Raw genomic sequence first — 17,726 nt, forward strand, 5'->3', positions numbered from 1 at the left:
GTCTCTAAGAGAAATTCTTACAAGTCTTGTCCCGGGGAAGTTTATGCGGCGCGCCGTAGGGGCCGATACCCGGTCTCCAAATCCGTTCCTGATCAGCCCGTCTCGCGCAATCGCCGCTTGATGCGGGCCAGCATCGCCGACATGCCGCGCAGCCGCAGCGGGCTGATCAGAGCGGCCAGGCCCAGCTCGGTGTAGAAGTCCTCGGGCACCGCGAGGATGTCGGCGGCCGGTTGCTCGTCCAAACCGGCGGCCAGGATCGACGCGAACCCCCGGGTGGTGGGCGCCTCGGCGGGCGCGCTGAAGTGCAGCCGCACCCGGTTGCGGTCGCTGGCGTCGACGTGCAGGAACAGCGGCGACTGGCACTCGGGCACCGGCTCCATCGCCGCCTCCTCGAGGTCGGCCGGCAGCGCGGGAAGGTCGTTGGCGAACTCCAGCAGCAGAGTCAGCTTGTCCTGGCCCTGGACTTCGGCGAAGTCGGACACCACCTCGGCCAGGGGGGCGGGCATGCTCATCAGACCGGAACGGCTCCCGGCTGCTCGCCCGCGACGATCGGCACCCGCACGGTGTTGCCCCACTCGGTCCACGATCCGTCGTAGTTGCGGACCCCGGGCTTGCCCAGCAGGTGGGTGAGCACGAACCAGGTGTGGCTGGACCGCTCGCCGATGCGGCAGTAGACGACGGTCTTGTCGTCCGGCCGCAGGAAGCCGTAGAGCTCCTCGAGCTCGGCGCGGGGGCGGAAGCGGCCGCTCTCGTCGACCGCCTTGCCCCAGGGGATCGACACGGCGGTGGGGATGTGCCCGGCCCGCAGCGCCCCCTCCTCGGGGTAGTCGGGCATGTGGGTGCGCTTGCCGGTGTACTCGTCCGGCGAGCGCACATCGATCAGCGGCTCGGAACCGAGGATGGCCAGCACGTCGTCCTTGTACGCGCGAATGGGCGCGTCGTTGCGCTGCACGACGGGATAGCCGCTCGACGTCGTGGTCGGGACGTCCAGGGTGGTGTCGCGGCGCTCGGCCAGCCACAGGTCGCGACCGCCGTTGAGCAGGCGCACGTCGGGGTGGCCGAACAGCGTGAAGACCCACAGCGCGTACGCCGCCCACCAGTTGCTCTTGTCGCCGTAGATCACCACGGTGTCGTCGCGGGCGATGCCCTTGCGGTCCATCAGCTCGGCGAACTGCTCGCCGTTGATGTAGTCGCGGACCCGCGGGTCGTTGAGGTCGGTGTGCCAGTCGATCTTGACCGCGCCGGGGATGTGGCCGACGTCGTAGAGCAGGACGTCCTCGTCGGACTCGACGATCGCCAGGCCGGGGGCGCCCATGTTGGCGGACAGCCAGTCGGCGGTGACCAGTCGTTCGGGGTGGGCGTACTCGGTCAGGGACGGGTGCGGATCGGGGGGTAAGGACACGACTTCGAGCCTACCGCCGGCTCTCCCACAGCGAGGCCACGGACAGCCCGGCCCGGCCCAGCAGCTCACGCAGCAGCGGCAGGCTCACGCCGATCACGTTCGACGGATCGCCCTCGATCCCGTCGACGAACCAGCCGCCCAGCCCGTCCAGGGTGAAGCCGCCGGCCACCCGCAAAGGTTCTCCGTCGGCTACGTACGCCCGCAGATCCGCCTCGGCGGGCGCGGCGAAATGCACTGTGGTGCAGGCGGATTGGACCTCGCGGTGGGTGATCGCGCCGTCGCGCAGCCGCAGCAGGCAGTGCCCGGTGTGCAGCCGGCCCGAGCGGCCGCCCATCAGCCGCCACTGGCTCACCGCTGCCTCCGGCGACCCCGGCTTGCCGCACAGCCGGCCGTCGATGGCCAGCATCGAATCACAGCCCAGCACAATGCAATCCGCCGCGGTGGCGCCGTCGAGCCGCCCGGCGACGTCGTCGGCCTTGGCCGCGGCCAGCGCGCAGACCACCCGGTCCGGCGGGGCGTCGGGCGCCAGGCCCGCGGCGACTAGGTCCTCGTCGACGCCGGACACCACGACGAGCGGACCGAGGCCGGCCTGGCGCAGCACCTTGAGGCGGCCGGGCGAGGCCGACCCCAGCACCAGCCGGGTCAATGCCTCATGTGTGTCATCTGCTGCATGGTCAGCCGCTGGTAGTTCGACATCGCGTAGCGCAGCCGGTCGACCGGCAAGCCCCAGCGGGTGCTCTCCGGCTGGGTGGGCTCGGGCGAGGCGGCGCCGACGCCGCCGAGCACGGCCACCAGCGCCGCCAGCTCCGCGTCGGTCGGGTTGCCCTTGAGCACCTGGATGTGCGGCTCGTGGTGAGCGTCGTCTGTCATAGCGGAATGTTCCCGTGCTTCTTGGGCGGCAGGTGGCTGATCTTGCGTTCCAGCAGGCGCAGCGCCGTGCCGATGTAGCCACGGGTGTACGACGGCGGGATCACCGCGTCGACGTAGCCGCGCTCGGCCGCGACGTACGGGTTGACCAGCGTGTCCTCGTACTCCTGCTGCAGCTGCAGGCGCAGCGCGTCCACGTCCTCGCCCTTCTTTGCGGCCTCGGCCAGCTGCTGGCGGTACACGAAGCCGACCGCGCCGGAGGCGCCCATCACCGCGATCTGGGCCGTCGGCCAGGCCAGGTTGACGTCGCAGCCCATGTCCTTGGAACCCATGACGCAGTAGGCGCCGCCGTAGGCCTTGCGGGTGATGACCGTGATCTTGGGTACGGTCGCCTCGCCATAGGCGTACAGCAGCTTGGCCCCGCGCCGGATGATGCCGTTGTACTCCTGGCCGGTGCCCGGCAGGAAGCCCGGGACGTCGACCAGCATCACGATCGGGATGTTGAAGCAGTCGCAGGTCCGCACGAAGCGGGCCGCCTTCTCCGAGGCATTGATGTCCAGGCAGCCGGCGAACTGGGTCGGCTGGTTGGCCACGATCCCGACCGGCCGGCCGTCAATGCGGCCGAACCCGACGACGATGTTCTGCGCGTAACCGCCCTGGATCTCCAGGAACTCGTCGTCGTCGAGAATCCGGGTGATCACCTCGTGCATGTCGTAGGGCTGGTTGGGCGAGTCCGGGATCAGCGTGTCCAGCTCGAGGTCCTCCTCGGTGAGGTTCTCCTCGATTGGACCCGCGGGGGCGGGCTCGGCGTACCGCGGCGGGTCGGTGGCGTTGTTCGGCGGCAGGTAGCTCAGCAGGTCGCGGACCCAGTCGAAGGCGTCCTGCTCGCCGGAGGCGACGTAGTGCAGCGTGCCCGACTTGGCCATGTGGGTGTGGGCGCCGCCGAGCTCCTCCATGGTGACGTCCTCACCGGTGACCGTCTTGATGACGTCGGGGCCGGTGATGAACATCTGGCTGGTCTGGTCGACCATGACCACGAAGTCGGTCAGGGCGGGCGAGTAGACGTGCCCGCCGGCGGCCGCGCCCATGATCAGCGAGATCTGCGGGATGACCCCCGACGCGATGATGTTGTTGCGGAAGATCCGGCTGTACAGGCCCAGCGAGACGACGCCTTCCTGGATGCGCGCGCCGGCGCCGTCGTTGATGCCGATGAGCGGGCGGCCGGTCTTGATCGCCAGCTCCTGCACCTTGACGATCTTCTCGCCGTACACCTCGCCGAGGCTGCCGCCGAACACCGTGGCGTCCTGGCTGAAGATGCACACGTCGCGGCCGTCGATGGTGCCGTAGCCGGTGATCACGCCGTCGCCCAGCGGGCGGTTCTTGTCCAGGCCGAAGTTGGTGCTGCGGTGGCGGGCCAGGGCGTCGAGCTCGACGAACGAGTCCTCGTCGAGCAGGGCCAGGATGCGCTCGCGGGCGGTCAGCTTGCCCTTGGCGTGCACCTTGTCGACGGCCTCTTCGCCGACCGGGTGCAGCGACTCCTCCCGCCGCTTGTGCAGCTCGGCCAGCTTGCCCGCGGTGGTGTGGATATCGATGGTGTGCTCGGCGGCGGGTTCGGCCGTGTGGTCGGTAGCGCTTGTCATGGGACTCGATGGTATCGGCAGCCCCCGGCGCGGTGCTTAGGCTGGGTGGAGTGACGGACCGCGATTCGCTTCGGCAACCGCTGGATCAGGCCGCACTGCGCGCCGAGCTGATCGGCACCGGGCTGGGCTGGCGCCAGCTCGACGTCGTGGAGCGGACCGGCTCCACCAACGCCGACCTCTTGGCGCGCGCGGCGGCGGGCGACGACGTCGCCGGGGCGGTGCTGATCGCCGAGCACCAGACGGCCGGGCGCGGGCGCCACGGGCGCGGCTGGACGGCCAGCCCGCGGGCCCAGATCACCATGTCGGTGGGCGTCAGCGTCGTCGACGTGCCCACCGAGGGCTGGGGCTGGCTGTCGCTGGCCACCGGGGTGGCGATCGTCGACGCGGTGCTGGCCGTCACCGGGGTGCAGGCGGGCCTCAAGTGGCCCAACGACGTGCTGGCCGGCCCGCCGGACTCCCCGGGCAAGCTGGCCGGCATCCTCGCCGAGGTGGCCCGCCCGGTCGTGGTGATCGGCTTGGGGCTCAACGTGACCCAGGCCCCCGACGAGGTCGACGGGCCCGGCGCCACATCGCTGTTCGACCTGGGCGTGCCCGAGCCGGACCGCGGCCGGCTGGTCGGCGCGGTGCTGACCGAACTGGGCAGGCGGATCGTGGCCTGGCGGGCCGCGCGGGGCGCCGACTGGGCGTTGGCGGCCGACTACCGGGCGCGCAGCCTGACCATCGGGCGCCCGGTGCGCGCCGTGCTGCCCGGCGACAAGGAGGTTGTGGGCACCGCGACCGCCGTCGACGACCAGGGCCGGTTGTGTGTGGAGGCCGGCGGCCAAACCGCCGTGGTTTCCGCCGGTGACGTCGTGCATCTGCGCCAGCAGCGGTAGCTTTTTTCACGTGAGCTATCCGGACAACGCCCTGGCCGCCGGCGAGCAGGTCGTCCTGCACCGCCACCCGCACTGGAAGCGGTTGATCTGGCCCGTCGTGGTGCTGGTGCTGGCGACCGCGCTGGCCGCGTTCGGCTCCGGCTACCTCAACTCGACGCACTGGGAGCAGCTCGCCAAGAACATCATCTACGGCGTCATCTGGGGCATTTGGCTGGTGATCGTCGGCTGGCTCACGCTGTGGCCGCTGCTGGGCTGGCTGACCACGCATTTCGTCGTCACCAACCGCCGGGTGATGTTTCGCCACGGCGTGCTCACGCGCAGCGGGATCGACATCCCGCTGGCGCGCATCAACAGCGTGGAGTTCCGGGACCGCTTGAGCGAGCGCATGTTTCGCACCGGAACGCTGATCATCGAGTCGGCGTCACAAGATCCGTTGGAGTTCTACAACATTCCGCGGCTGCGCGAGGTGCACGCGCTGCTGTATCACGAAGTCTTCGACACCCTCGGTTCCGAGGAGTCGCCGAGCTGAGAAAACCGGCTCGCCTTTTTCCGCCACGACCGCAACAGGGTGACGTTGCTCTTCTCCAGCTCGTCCTCCAGGACCTCGGCGAAACCGCCTGCGGTAAGGGCGGATTCGATCGCCTTGTCGGGGTTGCGGGCGAACTCGTCGGGAAACACCCAGCGTCGGAACGCCCAGAAGCGGAACGCCATCTGCAGCAGGTTGCCGATGATGTAGGCCGAGATGAAGTCGGTGATGTTCTCCAGCGTCAGCGACACCTCGGGCACCCGAAGGTGCAGCACGTAGTGCGAAAACCACAGCGGCGCCATGGAAAGCAGCACGCCCACGCCGCTGAAGGCGAAGAACAGGAACGCCTCGTGGTGGCGCTCGCGGCCGCCGCGGTCGCGGAAGCTCCACTCCCGGTTCAAGACATAGGAGGCGATGACCGCGACGATGCCCGCGATCACCTTGGCGGTCACCGGCTTGGGTTCGAGGATCGTCAGCTTGAGGGTGTAGAAAATCGCCGAGTCGATGACGAACGTGGTGCCGCCGACGATCGCGAATTTGATTAGCTCGTGATGGCGCAGCAAATGAGGCTGAACGGCCTCTGGCAGGCGCGAAATTACGGCATCGGCGAAGGACACAACACGTCAGTGTACGGACGGACGCGAAAACGACGCAAAATCTGCTTCGCCGCGGGCCGTGACACGATGATGGCCGTGCCGAACAAGCGCTCACCGAAGGCCGCCCCCGTCGTGGCGATGGTCGGCGGCGGTCAGCTCGCCCGCATGACCCACCAATCCGCGATCGCGCTGGGGCAGACGCTGCGGGTGCTGGCGACCGCCCCTGGCGAATCGGCCGCGCAGGTCAGCGCCGACGTGATGATCGGCTCGCACGCCGATCTCGAGGACCTGCGCCGGGTCGCGGCCGGGGCCGACGTGCTGACCTTCGACCACGAGCACGTCCCGACCGAGCTGCTGGAGAAGCTCGTCGCCGAGGGCGTCAACGTGGCGCCGCCGCCGCACGCCCTGGTGCATGCCCAGGACAAGCTGGTGATGCGGCGGCGGTTGGAGGCGCTGGGCGCACCGGTGCCGCGGTATGCCGGCATCGGCAACCTCGACGAGCTCGAGGCCTTTGCCGCGCGGGTGGGCGGCCCCGTCGTCGTCAAAGCCGTCCGCGGCGGCTACGACGGACGCGGGGTGCGGATGGCCCGCGACCCCTCGCACGCCCGCGAAATCGCGGCCAGCTTCCTGGCGGACGGGGTGCCGGTGATGGCCGAGGAGCAGGTGAACCTGCGCCGCGAGCTGTCGGCCCTGGTGGCGCGCTCCCCGTTCGGGCAGGGCGCGGCCTGGCCGGTGGTCGAGACGGTGCAGCGGGACGGGATCTGCGTGCAGGTGATCGCGCCCGCGCCGGACCTGGACGACGGCGTGGCCTCCGGGGCCCAGCGGCTGGCCTTGCGGTTGGCCGCCGAACTCGGTGTCGTCGGCGTGCTGGCGGTCGAGCTGTTCGAGACCGCAAGCGGCGAGCTGCTGGTCAACGAGCTCGCGATGCGGCCGCACAACTCCGGGCACTGGACCATGGATGGGGCGCGCACCAGCCAGTTCGAGCAGCACCTGCGCGCGGTGCTGGACTACCCGCTCGGCGACACCGACGCCATCGCGCCGGTGACCGTGATGGCCAACGTGCTGGGCGCCCTGCAGACCCCGGCGATGAGCATGGACGAGCGGCTGCACCACCTGTTCGCGCGGATGCCCGACGCGCGGGTTCACCTCTACGGCAAACAGGAGCGGCCCGGCCGCAAGATCGGGCACGTCAACTTCCTGGGCGCGGACCCGGCGGGGCTGGTCCAGCTGCGTGAACGCGCCGACCTGGCGGCACACTGGTTGTCACACGGGCAGTGGACGGACGGATGGGATCCACATGGCTAACGCTCCTCGGGTCGGCGTCATCATGGGCAGCGACAGCGACTGGTCGGTGATGGCCGACGCCGCCGAGGCGCTGGCCGAGTTCGACGTCCCGGCCGAGGTCCGGGTGGTCTCGGCCCATCGCACGCCGCAGGTGATGTTCGACTACGCGCGCACGGCGGCCGACCGCGGCCTGCAGGTGATCATCGCCGGCGCCGGCGGCGCCGCGCACCTGCCCGGAATGGTCGCCTCCGCCACGCCGCTGCCGGTGATCGGGGTGCCGGTGCCGCTGGCCCGCCTCGACGGCCTGGACTCCCTGCTGTCGATCGTGCAGATGCCGGCCGGGGTTCCGGTCGCCACGGTCTCGATCGGCGGCGCCCGCAACGCGGGCCTGCTCGCGGTGCGCATCCTGGCGTCGTCCGACGCGGCGCTGCGGGCGCGGCTCGTCGCGTTCGCCGACGAGCTGGCCGAGACGGTGCGCGCCAAGGATTCGGCGCTGCAACAGCGCCACGGTAAAGTTACCGGCGAGTAGCTTAGCGAGTGCAAGGAGGCCGACCATGGCTGGATGGGCCGGAAACCCGTCGTTCGATCTGTTCCAACTGCCCGAGGAACACCGGGAGCTGCGGGCGGCGATCCGCGCGCTGGCGGAGAAGGAGATCGCGCCGCACGCGGCCGACGTGGACGAGAACGCGCGGTTCCCGCAGGAGGCGGCCGACGCGCTGAACGCGTCGGGGTTCAACGCGGTGCACGTGCCGGAGGAGTACGGCGGGCAGGGCGCGGACTCGGTCGCGGCGTGCATCGTCATCGAGGAAGTGGCCCGCGTCGACGCGTCCGCCTCGTTGATCCCGGCGGTGAACAAGCTGGGCACCATGGGCCTGATCCTGCGCGGCTCGGAGGAGCTGAAGAAGCAGGTGCTGCCCTCGCTCGCGGAGGGTGGCGCGCTGGCGTCCTACGCGCTGTCCGAGCGGGAGGCCGGCAGCGACGCGGCGTCGATGCGCACCCGCGCCAAGGCCGACGGCGACGACTGGATCCTCAACGGCGCCAAGGCCTGGATCACCAACGGCGGCAAGTCGACCTGGTACACGGTGATGGCCGTCACCGACCCCGACAAGGGCGCCAACGGCATCTCGGCGTTCATCGTGCACATCGACGACGAGGGCTTCACCGTCGGCCCCAAGGAGAAGAAGCTCGGCATCAAGGGCTCACCGACCACCGAGCTGTACTTCGAGAACTGCCGCATCCCGGGCGACCGGATCATCGGTGAGCCGGGCACCGGCTTCAAGACCGCCCTGGCCACGCTCGACCACACCCGTCCCACCATCGGGGCCCAGGCCGTGGGCATCGCGCAGGGCGCGCTGGACGCCGCGATCGCCTACACCAAGGACCGCAAGCAGTTCGGGGAGTCGATCAGCAGCTTCCAGGCCGTGCAGTTCATGCTGGCCGACATGGCGATGAAGGTCGAGGCCGCGCGGCTGCTGGTCTACCAGGCCGCCGCCCGTGCCGAGCGCGGCGAACCCGACCTCGGCTTCATCTCGGCCGCGTCCAAGTGCTTCGCCTCCGACGTCGCGATGGAGGTGACCACCGACGCCGTGCAGTTGTTCGGCGGCGCCGGCTACACCACCGACTTCCCCGTCGAGCGGATGATGCGCGATGCCAAGATCACCCAGATCTACGAGGGCACCAACCAGATTCAGCGCGTGGTGATGTCGCGGGCGCTGCTGCGCTGACTGCGGGACTCTGTTTCCGAAGGCGTCGGCGCACCGAATAGGATCTCCGACGGCAACGAGATAGGCCGGTAAGTCCGGCCCCAGCGTCGGTAAACAGGCACCGGCCATCCACTCCGACCGTCGTGCAAAAGCGAAAGCCTTATCGCGGCCGCGGGAGCGTCCAATTGCTTAACATGGCTTCCCATGGGTTTCCATGGTTGACCGGGAATTGACGCGCATGCGCTCTTCAGTCAAGCCACTCTCGCTGCTGTTGGTCGAGGACGACCGCGCCGACGCGCTGCTCGTGGAGGAGCTGATCGCCGAAGCGGTCGCAGACATCCGGCTGACGTGGGCGCAGTCGATCGCGCAGGCCGAAGAGGAGCTCGCATCGGTGCGGCCCGACTGCGTGCTGCTGGACCTGAACTTGCCCGACGCCAGCGGGATCGACGCGCTGGACCGCATCGCCCAGCGCGACGCCGCGGTCCCCATCGTCGTGCTGACCGGGTTGAACGACGAATACTTCGGGGCCTCCGCGGTTGCGGCGGGCGCGCAGGACTACCTCGTCAAGGGGCGCGTCGAGCCCGAGATGCTGCGGCGCGCGCTGCTCTACGCGATCGAGCGCAAACGGGCCGAGCTCATCGCCGCCGACCTGCACGCGAGCCGGCTCCGGGCCCGCGAGAACGCGCTGCTGGAACGGGGCCTGCTGCCGTCGCCGCTGCTGCTCGACGAGCCCGGCATCGACATCGTGGCCCGGTACCGGCCGAGCCGCGAGGATGCCCTGTTGTGCGGGGACTTCTACGACGTCGTGCAGACACCCGATCGGGTCGTGCACGTCCTGATCGGCGACGTCGCCGGGCACGGGCCGGACGAGGCGGCGCTGGGGGCGGCCCTGCGCATCGCGTTTCGCGCGCTCACCTTCGCCGGGGTGCACGGCGTCGAGCTGATGCCGAAGCTCGAGCGGGTGCTGCAGTCCGAACGCACCGGCAACGGGATCTTCGCGACGGTGCTCAGCCTGGAGATCCACCCCGACGGCGCCGGCGTCACCGCCGTCCGGGCCGGCCATCCGGGGATGCTGCTGCAAGACGGCGAGGGCGTCGAATGGGTCGAGCCGCCGGGCGGTCTGGCGCTGGGCCTGGGTGGCGACCGCTGGCCGCGGCACGAGCTGCGCCTGTCCCCGGGGCAGGGGCTGCTGCTGCTGACCGACGGGCTCTTCGAGGGATATTCCGGGGAAGGTAACCGGCGCCTGGGCGAGGACGGTCTGCTCGCGCTGGCCCGCAAGCATGCGCGGCTGCCCGGACCGGCGTTCGTCGACGCGCTCATCGACGGCGCAGAGGAACTCGCCCGCCCGCGCGGCGGGCTCAGCGACGACATCGCCGTGGTGCGCGTCGAGCGGACCACGACGTGAGCCCCGCCCTGCGGGCGCCGCGCCTTGCGCACCTGACCGTGCGCGGCTGGCAGTTCCTGGTCCTGTCCACCATGGGCGTGATGGTGCTCGCCGGGGCGGTGGTCGGGGCCGTGCTGCTGCAGCGCTCCGACGACATGCTGCGCGCGCTGGTCGACGGAATCCAGCCGTCGCGGGTGGCGGCCTATCAGCTGCAGTCGGCGCTGCGCGACCAGGAAACCGGCGTGCGCGGCTACCTGATCGCGGCCGACCGCCAGTTCCTCACGCCGTACTACGACGGGCAGCACGCCGAACGCGAGGCGGCCGAGGAAATCCGGCGACGGTTGGCCGAGCGCCCGGACCTGCTCGCCGACCTGGACGCGATCGAGCAGGCGGCCGCCAACTGGCGCGTCAACTACGCCGAGCCCGCGATCGCGAGCGTGGCCCCCGACGCCCGGAACGTCATGAGCCGGCCCGCGGCGGAACGCGGCAAGGCCCAATTCGACCACCTGCGTGCCCTTTTCGACAGGCAGAACGCGAACCTTACCGCGGCGCGCAACCAGGCGGCCGAGGATCTCAAGCGCACCAACGCCTGGCGGGACCGGGTGCTCATCACCATGGTGCTGCTGTTCTTCGGCACGGCGGCCGCGCTGGGGCTTTTGATGCGGGACGCGGTCACCCGCCCGCTGGCGGCGTTGGCCGCTTCCTGCCGGCGGATCACGCGGGGCGACTTCGCCGAGACCATCGCGGCGCCTCGGCGCCCCAAGGACATTCGCAACATGGCGATCGACGTGGAGAACATGCGGGAGCGCCTCGTCGAGGAACTGGAGGTATCCCGTTCGGCCCGCGCGCTTTTGGACGAGCAGGCCCTCGAACTGCGGCGCTCGAACGCCGAACTCGAGCAGTTCGCCTACGTCGCGTCCCACGACCTGCAGGAACCGCTGCGCAAGGTCGCCTCGTTCTGCCAGCTGCTCGAAAAGCGCTACGGTGACCAGCTCGACGAGCGCGGGATCGAATACATCGGCTACGCCGTCGACGGGGCCAAGCGCATGCAGGTGCTGATCAACGACCTGCTCACCTTCTCCCGGGTGGGCCGCCTGGCCACCATGCAAACCGAGGTCGACCTCGACACGGTGCTCGACGCCGGCCTGACCAACCTCGCCGCCGCCGTCGAGGAGGCGGACGCCGAAATCGTGCGGCCCCCGCAGCCGCTGCCGCGGATCATCGGTGATCCCACGCTGCTGACCATGCTGTGGCAGAACCTGATCGGCAACGCGGTGAAGTTCCGGCACAAGGACCGCCGGCCCCGCGTCGTCATCGACTGCGAACGGCGCACCGACGAGTGGCTATTGTCCGTGTCGGACAACGGCATTGGCATCGCGGAAGAATTCGCCGATAAGGTCTTCGTCATTTTCCAGCGGCTGCACGGGCGGGAGGTGTACTCCGGAACCGGCGTCGGCCTTGCGCTGTGCAAGAAGATCGTCGAGCAGCACGGCGGCGCCATCTGGCTCGACCCGTCCTACACCGACGGGACGCGGCTGCAATTCACCCTGCCCATCGCGACGAAAGAAGGAGGCCACGATGACATCGGCCGGTAGAGCGATCGAGATCCTGCTCGTCGAGGACGATCCGGGCGACGAGCTGATCACGCGAGAAGCGTTCGAGCACAACAAGCTCAAGAACAACCTGCACGTCGCCCACGACGGGGAGGAGGGCCTGGACTTCCTTTACCGGCGCGGTCCATACGCCGACGCGCCGCGACCGGACCTCATCCTCCTCGACCTGAACCTGCCGAAATACGACGGCCGACAGCTGCTGGAAAAGGTCAAGTCCGACCCGGACCTGGCGCGCATCCCGGTCGTCGTGCTCACCACCTCCTCGGCGGAGGAGGACATCCTGCGCAGCTACCAACTGCACGCCAACGCCTACGTCACCAAGCCGGTCGACCTCGACGCGTTCATCACCGCGGTTCGCCAGATCGACGAGTTCTTCATTCAGGTGGTGCGGCTCCCGGGACTCTAACCGGTGAGGAACTCCTCGTTGTGTTGCCCGGGCGCGGGTGGGGGTTCGGTGGCCCAACCGGCCGACGCGGCGTCGAAGCTGGCATAGCGCGCCGGCATGCGAACGACGGTGATCGCGTCCTCGCCGCTGCCGACCCGCAGGGCGAGCTCGTTCTCGCCGAACAGCGGGGTGCCAACCACCTGCTTCCAGGTGTAGGCGTGGCAGGCCATCAGGCCGCCTTCCTGCAGCAGCTCGACCCATTCGGCCGCGGTCTTGGCCGCCAGCGCCGACTCGAGTTCCTCGGTGAGCTCCGGGTAGTTGAGCGCCCGGGCGCGCTGGTCGATGAACCGCTCGTCCGTCAGCAGGTCGGGGCGGCCGATGATCTCGCACAGCTTCGCCCAGTGCTTGGGCACGTACGCGCTGATCACCAGGTAGCCGTCGGCGGCCTTGAACGCGTCGGACGGTTGGGTGGCGAAGCCAACTCCCTTGCGCTTCTTGGGTTTCGGCTCCGCGTCGGGCTTCGGCTCGCTCGGCTTGTTGAGGTGGATGGTCAGCTGGCTGGCCTGCAGGTTGACCGCGACGTCGTACATCGCGACTCGCACGACGTCGGCCACCCCGTGGCGCTCACGGTTGAGGAGCGCGGCCAGCACCGCCTGGGCCAGCACGTGACCGCTGGCGGCGTCGACGAGCTGGAAGGGGATGATCTGCGGCTTGCCGGTCGGGGTGGGCATCCCGGTCGTCATGCCCGATTCGGCGGCGACCATCAGGTCGACGCCGGGCCGGTTGCCCTGCGGGCCGTTGCCGCCGTAGGCCGACAGCCGCGCGTAGATCAGCTTGGGGTTGCGCGCCCGCAGCTCGTCGGGCCCGAGCCCCATTCGCTCCATGACCCCGGGCCGAAAGCCTTCCAGCACAACGTCGGCGGTGTCGACGAGCCGCAGAATCCGCCGCTTGCTCTCGTCGTCGGTGAGGTCGACCGCCACCGATTTCTTGCCCCGGTTGTGGGGCAGAAACAGCGTGGGCAGCGGCGGGCGGCCGGGCAGGACCGCGGTGATGTGCCGGGCCGCCTCGCCGCCGGGGGCCTCGACCTTGATCACCTCGGCGCCCAGGTCGGCCAGCACCTGTCCGGCCAGCGGCCCGGCGATGTTCTGGGTGAAGTCGAGGACCCGGAACCCGTCAAGTGGCTTGGCGGGCTTGCTGTTCGGCATGTGCGGCCTTTCCCTAAGCTGCCCGGTGCAGCACCGCGGTGCAGTAGTAGTTGCGTGCGAAGGGCGCGCCGGGGCCTTCGGGTTGCAACGGCAATCCCGCGTCGGCCAACACCCGATTCAGCGGCGTGCGGGACGGCCGCCAGCCGCGCTCGACCAGGTAGGTTGCCACGTCGCTGCGCTCGCCGGGGAAACCCAGGTCGCCCAGCGCGATATCGAGGCCGTTCTCCCGCCACTTCCCGCTCGCCGCATTGAGCGCGTCCCCGCTGACGCCCGTGTTGAAGAAGACCTCGGCCATCAGCCGGCTGCCGTCAGCGCTGAGCGCGGTGATGTGGTCCAGCATCCGATCCTGGGCGTCGCCCGGCAGGAAGCCGAGCAGGCCCTCGGCGACCCACGCGGCCGGGCGCGCGGTGTCGAACCCGGCCTGCCGCAGCGCCGACGGCCAGTCCTGGCGCAGGTCGATCGGCACCGCCCGCGCCCCGGCGGTCGGCTTTGCGCCGAGTTCGGCGATCGTCGCCGTCTTGAACTCGATGACTTGCGGCTGGTCGATCTCGAACAGCGTCGTGCCCGTCGCCCACGGCAGCCGGTACGCGCGCGCGTCCAGGCCGGAGGCCAGGATCACCACCTGGCGGATGCCCGCGCTTTGCGCCTCCGCGAGGAACGCGTCGATGTGGCGGGTGCGGGCGGCCATCATGTCGGTCATGCGCTGCATGCCCCATGGGGCGCCCGGCTCGTCGACGTCCTCGGTGCTCAATTCGCCGGCGGCCCATCGGGTCATGAAGTCGACTCCGACCGCGCGCACCAGCGGCTCGGCGAACGGGTCGTCGATCAGCCCGTCGCGGGTGGCGCGGGCCCGCCCCGCGGCCACCATGGTGGCGGTGGCTCCCACGCTGGTCGCCAGGTCCCAGGTGTCGTTGTCGGTGCGCGCCATGTCGTCCCTTCTCCCCGCTACTGGTTAGCCACAATAACGACGCGTCTTTACCGCCCACCGCCCGCGGGTGTGGTGTGTAAGGGCCCGGACACGGTTGTGTTACGTCGGTGCGTGCCGGTTCGCGGCATCGCCTATCCGTCGCTAGCCTCGCGCAATGACCACTTCGCCCGTCGTCGCCGCCGAATGCCAGGTCGCCGGGAGCGGAGATGCGGGCTGGCTCGCCGCCGTCGGGTGGGCGCGCCGGTTGGCGTGGCTCAGCATGGTCGTCGTGCTCGTCGAGGGCGTGGTCGGCTTGTGGCAGGGCCTGGCGGTCGGGTCCATCGCGCTCACCGGGTGGGCACTCGGCGGCGCGGCCGAGGCGCTGGCCAGCGCGATGGTGATCTGGCGGTTCAGCGGCGCGAGGGCGTTTTCCGAGACGGCCGAGCGGCGCGCCCGGCGCGGTGTGGCGGTGTCGTTCTGGCTGACCGCGCCCTACATCGCCGCGGAATCCCTCCGGGACCTGACCGAGGGGCACCACGCCGAGATGTCGGTGATCGGCATCGCGCTGGCCGCCCTCGGCCTGGTGCTGATGCCGATCCTCGGCCGGGCCAACCACCGGCTGGGGGTGCGGCTCGGTTCGCAGGCCACCGAGGGCGAAGGCACGCAGAACTACCTGTGCGGCATCCAGGCCGCCGCGGTGCTGATCACGCTCGCGCTGACGGGACTGTGGTCGGGCGCGTGGTGGGTCGACCCGGTGGTGGGGCTCGGGGTCGCCGGGGCCGCCGCTTGGCAGGGCGTGCGGACCTGGCGCGGCCACACCTGCGGCTGCTGATTCACTCCAAGCGGTACCGGATCAGCCGGGAGCTGTTGGCCACCACCGCAACCGACGACGCGTTGTGCAGGATCGCGGCCAGCACGGGGGAGAGCGCTCCGCCCGCGCCGATGATCAGCCCGGCGGCGTTGACGGCGATGGACATGCCGTAGTTCTCGCGGATCACGTCGACCGCACGGGCGCCCAGGTCGCGCACGTCGAGCAGGCGATGCAGGTCGTCGTTGGCCAGCGCCACGTCGGCGGTCTCGACGGCGACGTCGGTTCCGGCCAGGCCCATGGCGATCCCGATGTCGGCGGCGGCCAGCGCCGGGGCGTCGTTGATGCCGTCGCCGACCATGCCCACCACGAAGCCGTCGCCTTGCAACTCGCGCACCACCTCGAGCTTGTCCTCGGGCATCACCTCGGCGCGCCACTCGTCGATCCCAAGCTCGGCGGCCACCACCTCGGCGATCTCGGGATGATCGCCGGTGAGCATGACGATGCGGCGAATCCCGTTGGCGCGCAGCTTCGCCAGCACCCCGGCCGCCTCCGGCCGCACCTCGTCGCGCAGGCTGATCAGCCCCACCAGGGTGCCGTCCACCGCGAGCAGCAACGGCGTCTCCGCCTGGCGCCGCAGCCGCTCGACCCACTCCTTGGCCTTCTTGGACACCCTGACCTTTTCGGACTGCAGCAGCGACGGGCTGCCCAGCAGCAGGGTCCGCCCGTCGGCCCAGGTCCGCATCCCCATGCCGACGAGCACCTCGCACTCCTCGTGCGGCGGGATGCTGATGTGGCGTTCCTCGGTCGAGCGGATCACCGCCTCGGCCAGCGGATGCCGCGAATGGATCTCCGAGCTGGCCGCATAGGCCAGCACCTGTTCGGGTTCCCAATCTTTGTGCATCGCAACGATGTTGGTGACCACCGGGCGGCCTACCGTCAACGTGCCGGTCTTGTCGAACACGATCGCGTCGACCTGGCCCGCCTGTTCCAGATGGGAGCCGCCCTTGATCAGGATGCCCCGGCGCGCCCCGTTGCCGATCGCCGCGCTGATCGCGGTCGGGGTGGCCAGGCCCACTGCGCACGGGCACGCGATCAGCAGCATGGTCATCGCCCGGCGGACGTCCCCGGTGACGGCCAGGGTGATGGCGGAGACGATGAACGACGTGGGAACGAAACGGCGGGAGAAGTTTTCGCCGACCGTCTGGATCGGCGCCCGGTCGTGCTGCGCCTCTTCGACCCGCGCGATGATGCGCCCGATGGTGGTCTGGTTGCCGACGGCGTGGGCGCGCACCACCAGCCGCCCGCGCACCACGACCGAGCCGGCGTGCACGCGGGCGCCGACGATGACGCTGACGGGCAGGTTCTCCCCGGTGATCGCCGACTGATCGACGATCGCCTCGCCGTCGATGACCTCGCCGTCCACCGGTATCGCGACGTGGTCGTGCACCACCACCTCGTCGCCGATTTCGACGGAATCGATCGGCACCTGAATCTCGCCGTCCGGCAAGCGGATCCACGCCGTGTCCTGGTTGCCGCGCAGCAACTCGGAGATGGCACGGCGGGTCCGGCGCAGCGTGAGGTCCTGTAGGTACTCGCCGATGTTGAGCAGCCACAGCACGGTGAGGGCCACCACGTTCTCCCGCAGCACCAGGCTCGCCACGGTGGCCGCCGAGACCAGCGCGTCGGTGCCGGCCCGGCCGGAGCGCAGCGAGCGCAGCGCGCCGCGCAGGAAGGGGTAGCCGGTGAAGACGGTGACGCCGGTGGCCAACAGCCGCCCGCTCGGGCCCAGCAGCGGTGGCCGCGCGAACACGTAGCGGCGCACGCCGAGCAACCCCAGCGCCGCGCCGCCGATGACCATGCGCAGCACATCGGTGTTGCGGATCTCCGACGAGTGCGGCGCGCGTGCCGGGATCAGCTCGGCGGCGACGCGGGCTGCACCGGCGATCGCGTCCAGCATCGCGGCGCGGTCGGCGCGCCGCGGCGAATACCAGACCACCACCGAGCCGGTGCGCGGGTAGGCGTGCACCGCGCGCACCCCCGGAACCTTGGCGACGGCCTCCTCGACCGCCACGGCGCGCCGCGAGTCGGCGCGCACCCACCCGACCGCGACCCGCATGCGCCCGGCCGCATCCGAAATCACCTGCAGGGCAGGGTCGTTGGCCTGCGCCTCGTCAACGACCAGTGCCAGGCTCATGTCGGCCGGTCAGTGATCGTGCTCGTGGGCGTCGGTGACCGACGGCGTGGGCGCCTCCTCGCCGATGCGCTCGCGGGCCTCGGCCATGACGTCGGCGATCTTCAGGCGCGCCGACTCGGCGGCCTCCTCGGCCTTGCGGGTGCCGCGCAGGCCCAGCTCCGCCGCCGACACGGCGGTCTCGTGCAGCGGCGCCTTCGCCATGGCCTTGCGCACCACCTCGTAGGCCGTCACGCCGACCAGCCCGGTGACCACCGTCCCCGCCGCCTTTGCCAAGAGCCCGTAGACCGCCATTGCCTCACCCTTCCTGTCGTCACAGCGCCGGTCAATGCTTGAG

19 protein-coding genes are annotated in these 17,726 nt (G+C 70.3%); 9 read left to right on the top strand and 10 right to left on the bottom strand.

What is annotated here, in order from left to right; genetic code table 11:
* Positions 1–92: 92 nt before the first annotated feature.
* Genes AC5Y4S_RS01980 through AC5Y4S_RS02000 form a run of 5 tightly spaced genes read right to left on the bottom strand, consistent with a single transcriptional unit; the run spans position 93 to position 3,909 of the window.
* Entirely contained in the window at positions 93–512 is a 420-nt protein-coding gene (locus AC5Y4S_RS01980) for a SufE family protein (protein WP_500029399.1), read from the bottom strand.
* Positions 512–1,402, bottom strand: coding sequence for a sulfurtransferase (locus AC5Y4S_RS01985; protein WP_500029400.1), 891 nt, complete (start codon positions 1,400–1,402; stop codon positions 512–514). Before AC5Y4S_RS01985 ends, AC5Y4S_RS01980 begins: the two co-directional genes overlap by 1 nt.
* A gap of 10 nt (positions 1,403–1,412) precedes the next feature.
* Entirely contained in the window at positions 1,413–2,048 is a 636-nt protein-coding gene (locus AC5Y4S_RS01990; RefSeq protein WP_500029401.1) for a Maf family protein, read from the bottom strand.
* Entirely contained in the window at positions 2,045–2,272 is a 228-nt protein-coding gene (locus AC5Y4S_RS01995) for an acyl-CoA carboxylase subunit epsilon (RefSeq protein ID WP_068112508.1), read from the bottom strand. The genes AC5Y4S_RS01990 and AC5Y4S_RS01995 overlap by 4 nt, the downstream gene beginning before the upstream one ends.
* On the bottom strand, positions 2,269–3,909 hold the full coding sequence (locus AC5Y4S_RS02000; protein ID WP_500029402.1) for an acyl-CoA carboxylase subunit beta: 1,641 nt from the start codon (positions 3,907–3,909) through the stop codon (positions 2,269–2,271). Before AC5Y4S_RS02000 ends, AC5Y4S_RS01995 begins: the two co-directional genes overlap by 4 nt.
* Before the next feature lie 50 nt (positions 3,910–3,959).
* Between AC5Y4S_RS02000 and AC5Y4S_RS02005 the strand changes: the two genes are divergently transcribed.
* The gene (locus AC5Y4S_RS02005) at positions 3,960–4,784 is read left to right on the top strand and encodes a biotin--[acetyl-CoA-carboxylase] ligase (RefSeq protein ID WP_500029403.1); all 825 of its coding nucleotides are present in this window, start codon (positions 3,960–3,962) and stop codon (positions 4,782–4,784) included.
* A 10-nt stretch (positions 4,785–4,794) separates the two neighbouring features.
* A complete protein-coding gene (locus tag AC5Y4S_RS02010; RefSeq protein WP_068136433.1) occupies positions 4,795–5,313 on the top strand; it encodes a PH domain-containing protein in 519 nt (172 codons plus the stop codon).
* Here the strand turns inward: AC5Y4S_RS02010 and AC5Y4S_RS02015 are convergent.
* On the bottom strand, positions 5,268–5,927 hold the full coding sequence (locus AC5Y4S_RS02015; protein ID WP_500029404.1) for a GtrA family protein: 660 nt from the start codon (positions 5,925–5,927) through the stop codon (positions 5,268–5,270). The genes AC5Y4S_RS02010 and AC5Y4S_RS02015 overlap by 46 nt on opposite strands.
* Positions 5,928–5,993: 66 nt before the next feature.
* On the opposite strand from AC5Y4S_RS02015, the gene AC5Y4S_RS02020 reads away from it, so the two are divergent.
* From AC5Y4S_RS02020 to AC5Y4S_RS02045, 6 genes are all read left to right on the top strand, one after another.
* Positions 5,994–7,211 carry a 5-(carboxyamino)imidazole ribonucleotide synthase gene (locus AC5Y4S_RS02020; protein ID WP_500029405.1) on the top strand — a complete coding sequence of 406 codons (1,218 nt, stop codon included), beginning with the start codon at positions 5,994–5,996 and terminating at the stop codon, positions 7,209–7,211.
* On the top strand, positions 7,204–7,719 hold the full coding sequence (gene purE, locus AC5Y4S_RS02025; protein WP_500029406.1) for a 5-(carboxyamino)imidazole ribonucleotide mutase: 516 nt from the start codon (positions 7,204–7,206) through the stop codon (positions 7,717–7,719). Before AC5Y4S_RS02020 ends, purE begins: the two co-directional genes overlap by 8 nt.
* A gap of 25 nt (positions 7,720–7,744) precedes the next feature.
* On the top strand, positions 7,745–8,914 hold the full coding sequence (locus AC5Y4S_RS02030) for an acyl-CoA dehydrogenase (RefSeq protein WP_500029407.1): 1,170 nt from the start codon (positions 7,745–7,747) through the stop codon (positions 8,912–8,914).
* 217 nt (positions 8,915–9,131) lie between these two features.
* A complete protein-coding gene (locus AC5Y4S_RS02035; RefSeq protein ID WP_500029408.1) occupies positions 9,132–10,298 on the top strand; it encodes a PP2C family protein-serine/threonine phosphatase in 1,167 nt (388 codons plus the stop codon).
* 71 nt (positions 10,299–10,369) lie between these two features.
* A complete protein-coding gene (locus tag AC5Y4S_RS02040) occupies positions 10,370–11,872 on the top strand; it encodes a sensor histidine kinase (protein ID WP_500032050.1) in 1,503 nt (500 codons plus the stop codon).
* Positions 11,856–12,296 (top strand): response regulator, encoded by a 441-nt coding sequence (locus tag AC5Y4S_RS02045; protein WP_500029409.1) that lies wholly within the window; start codon positions 11,856–11,858, stop codon positions 12,294–12,296. Before AC5Y4S_RS02040 ends, AC5Y4S_RS02045 begins: the two co-directional genes overlap by 17 nt.
* Here the strand turns inward: AC5Y4S_RS02045 and AC5Y4S_RS02050 are convergent.
* On the bottom strand, positions 12,293–13,480 hold the full coding sequence (locus AC5Y4S_RS02050; protein ID WP_500029410.1) for a CoA transferase: 1,188 nt from the start codon (positions 13,478–13,480) through the stop codon (positions 12,293–12,295). The two genes, AC5Y4S_RS02045 and AC5Y4S_RS02050, sit on opposite strands and share 4 nt — an antisense overlap.
* Before the next feature lie 13 nt (positions 13,481–13,493).
* A complete protein-coding gene (locus AC5Y4S_RS02055; RefSeq protein ID WP_500029411.1) occupies positions 13,494–14,408 on the bottom strand; it encodes a class I SAM-dependent methyltransferase in 915 nt (304 codons plus the stop codon).
* 154 nt (positions 14,409–14,562) lie between these two features.
* Here AC5Y4S_RS02055 and AC5Y4S_RS02060 point away from each other — a divergent pair, with 154 nt between their 5' ends.
* On the top strand, positions 14,563–15,219 hold the full coding sequence (locus AC5Y4S_RS02060) for a cation diffusion facilitator family transporter (protein WP_500029412.1): 657 nt from the start codon (positions 14,563–14,565) through the stop codon (positions 15,217–15,219).
* 1 nt (position 15,220) lies between these two features.
* On the opposite strand, the gene ctpC is transcribed toward AC5Y4S_RS02060, so the two are convergent.
* Both ctpC and AC5Y4S_RS02070 read right to left on the bottom strand, forming a co-directional pair.
* The gene (ctpC, locus tag AC5Y4S_RS02065; RefSeq protein ID WP_500029413.1) at positions 15,221–17,392 is read right to left on the bottom strand and encodes a manganese-exporting P-type ATPase CtpC; all 2,172 of its coding nucleotides are present in this window, start codon (positions 17,390–17,392) and stop codon (positions 15,221–15,223) included.
* A gap of 9 nt (positions 17,393–17,401) precedes the next feature.
* On the bottom strand, positions 17,402–17,683 hold the full coding sequence (locus AC5Y4S_RS02070) for a DUF1490 family protein (RefSeq protein ID WP_500029414.1): 282 nt from the start codon (positions 17,681–17,683) through the stop codon (positions 17,402–17,404).
* Between the last annotated feature and the right edge of the window lie 43 nt (positions 17,684–17,726).

The sequence above is a fragment of the Mycobacterium sp. NGS64 genome, assembly GCF_059812245.1.

Coding starts and splice junctions, on each gene's coding strand:
- purE (WP_500029406.1), top strand. CDS start 7,204: ATGGCTAACGCTCCTCGGGTCGGCGTCATCATGGGCAGCGACAGCGAC.
- AC5Y4S_RS02050 (WP_500029410.1), bottom strand. CDS start 13,480: ATGCCGAACAGCAAGCCCGCCAAGCCACTTGACGGGTTCCGGGTCCTC.
- AC5Y4S_RS02030 (WP_500029407.1), top strand. CDS start 7,745: ATGGCTGGATGGGCCGGAAACCCGTCGTTCGATCTGTTCCAACTGCCC.
- AC5Y4S_RS02070 (WP_500029414.1), bottom strand. CDS start 17,683: ATGGCGGTCTACGGGCTCTTGGCAAAGGCGGCGGGGACGGTGGTCACC.
- AC5Y4S_RS01995 (WP_068112508.1), bottom strand. CDS start 2,272: ATGACAGACGACGCTCACCACGAGCCGCACATCCAGGTGCTCAAGGGC.
- AC5Y4S_RS01980 (WP_500029399.1), bottom strand. CDS start 512: ATGAGCATGCCCGCCCCCCTGGCCGAGGTGGTGTCCGACTTCGCCGAA.
- AC5Y4S_RS02020 (WP_500029405.1), top strand. CDS start 5,994: ATGATGGCCGTGCCGAACAAGCGCTCACCGAAGGCCGCCCCCGTCGTG.
- AC5Y4S_RS02045 (WP_500029409.1), top strand. CDS start 11,856: ATGACATCGGCCGGTAGAGCGATCGAGATCCTGCTCGTCGAGGACGAT.
- AC5Y4S_RS02055 (WP_500029411.1), bottom strand. CDS start 14,408: ATGGCGCGCACCGACAACGACACCTGGGACCTGGCGACCAGCGTGGGA.
- AC5Y4S_RS02040 (WP_500032050.1), top strand. CDS start 10,370: ATGGGCGTGATGGTGCTCGCCGGGGCGGTGGTCGGGGCCGTGCTGCTG.
- AC5Y4S_RS02000 (WP_500029402.1), bottom strand. CDS start 3,909: ATGACAAGCGCTACCGACCACACGGCCGAACCCGCCGCCGAGCACACC.
- AC5Y4S_RS02035 (WP_500029408.1), top strand. CDS start 9,132: ATGCGCTCTTCAGTCAAGCCACTCTCGCTGCTGTTGGTCGAGGACGAC.
- ctpC (WP_500029413.1), bottom strand. CDS start 17,392: ATGAGCCTGGCACTGGTCGTTGACGAGGCGCAGGCCAACGACCCTGCC.
- AC5Y4S_RS02060 (WP_500029412.1), top strand. CDS start 14,563: ATGACCACTTCGCCCGTCGTCGCCGCCGAATGCCAGGTCGCCGGGAGC.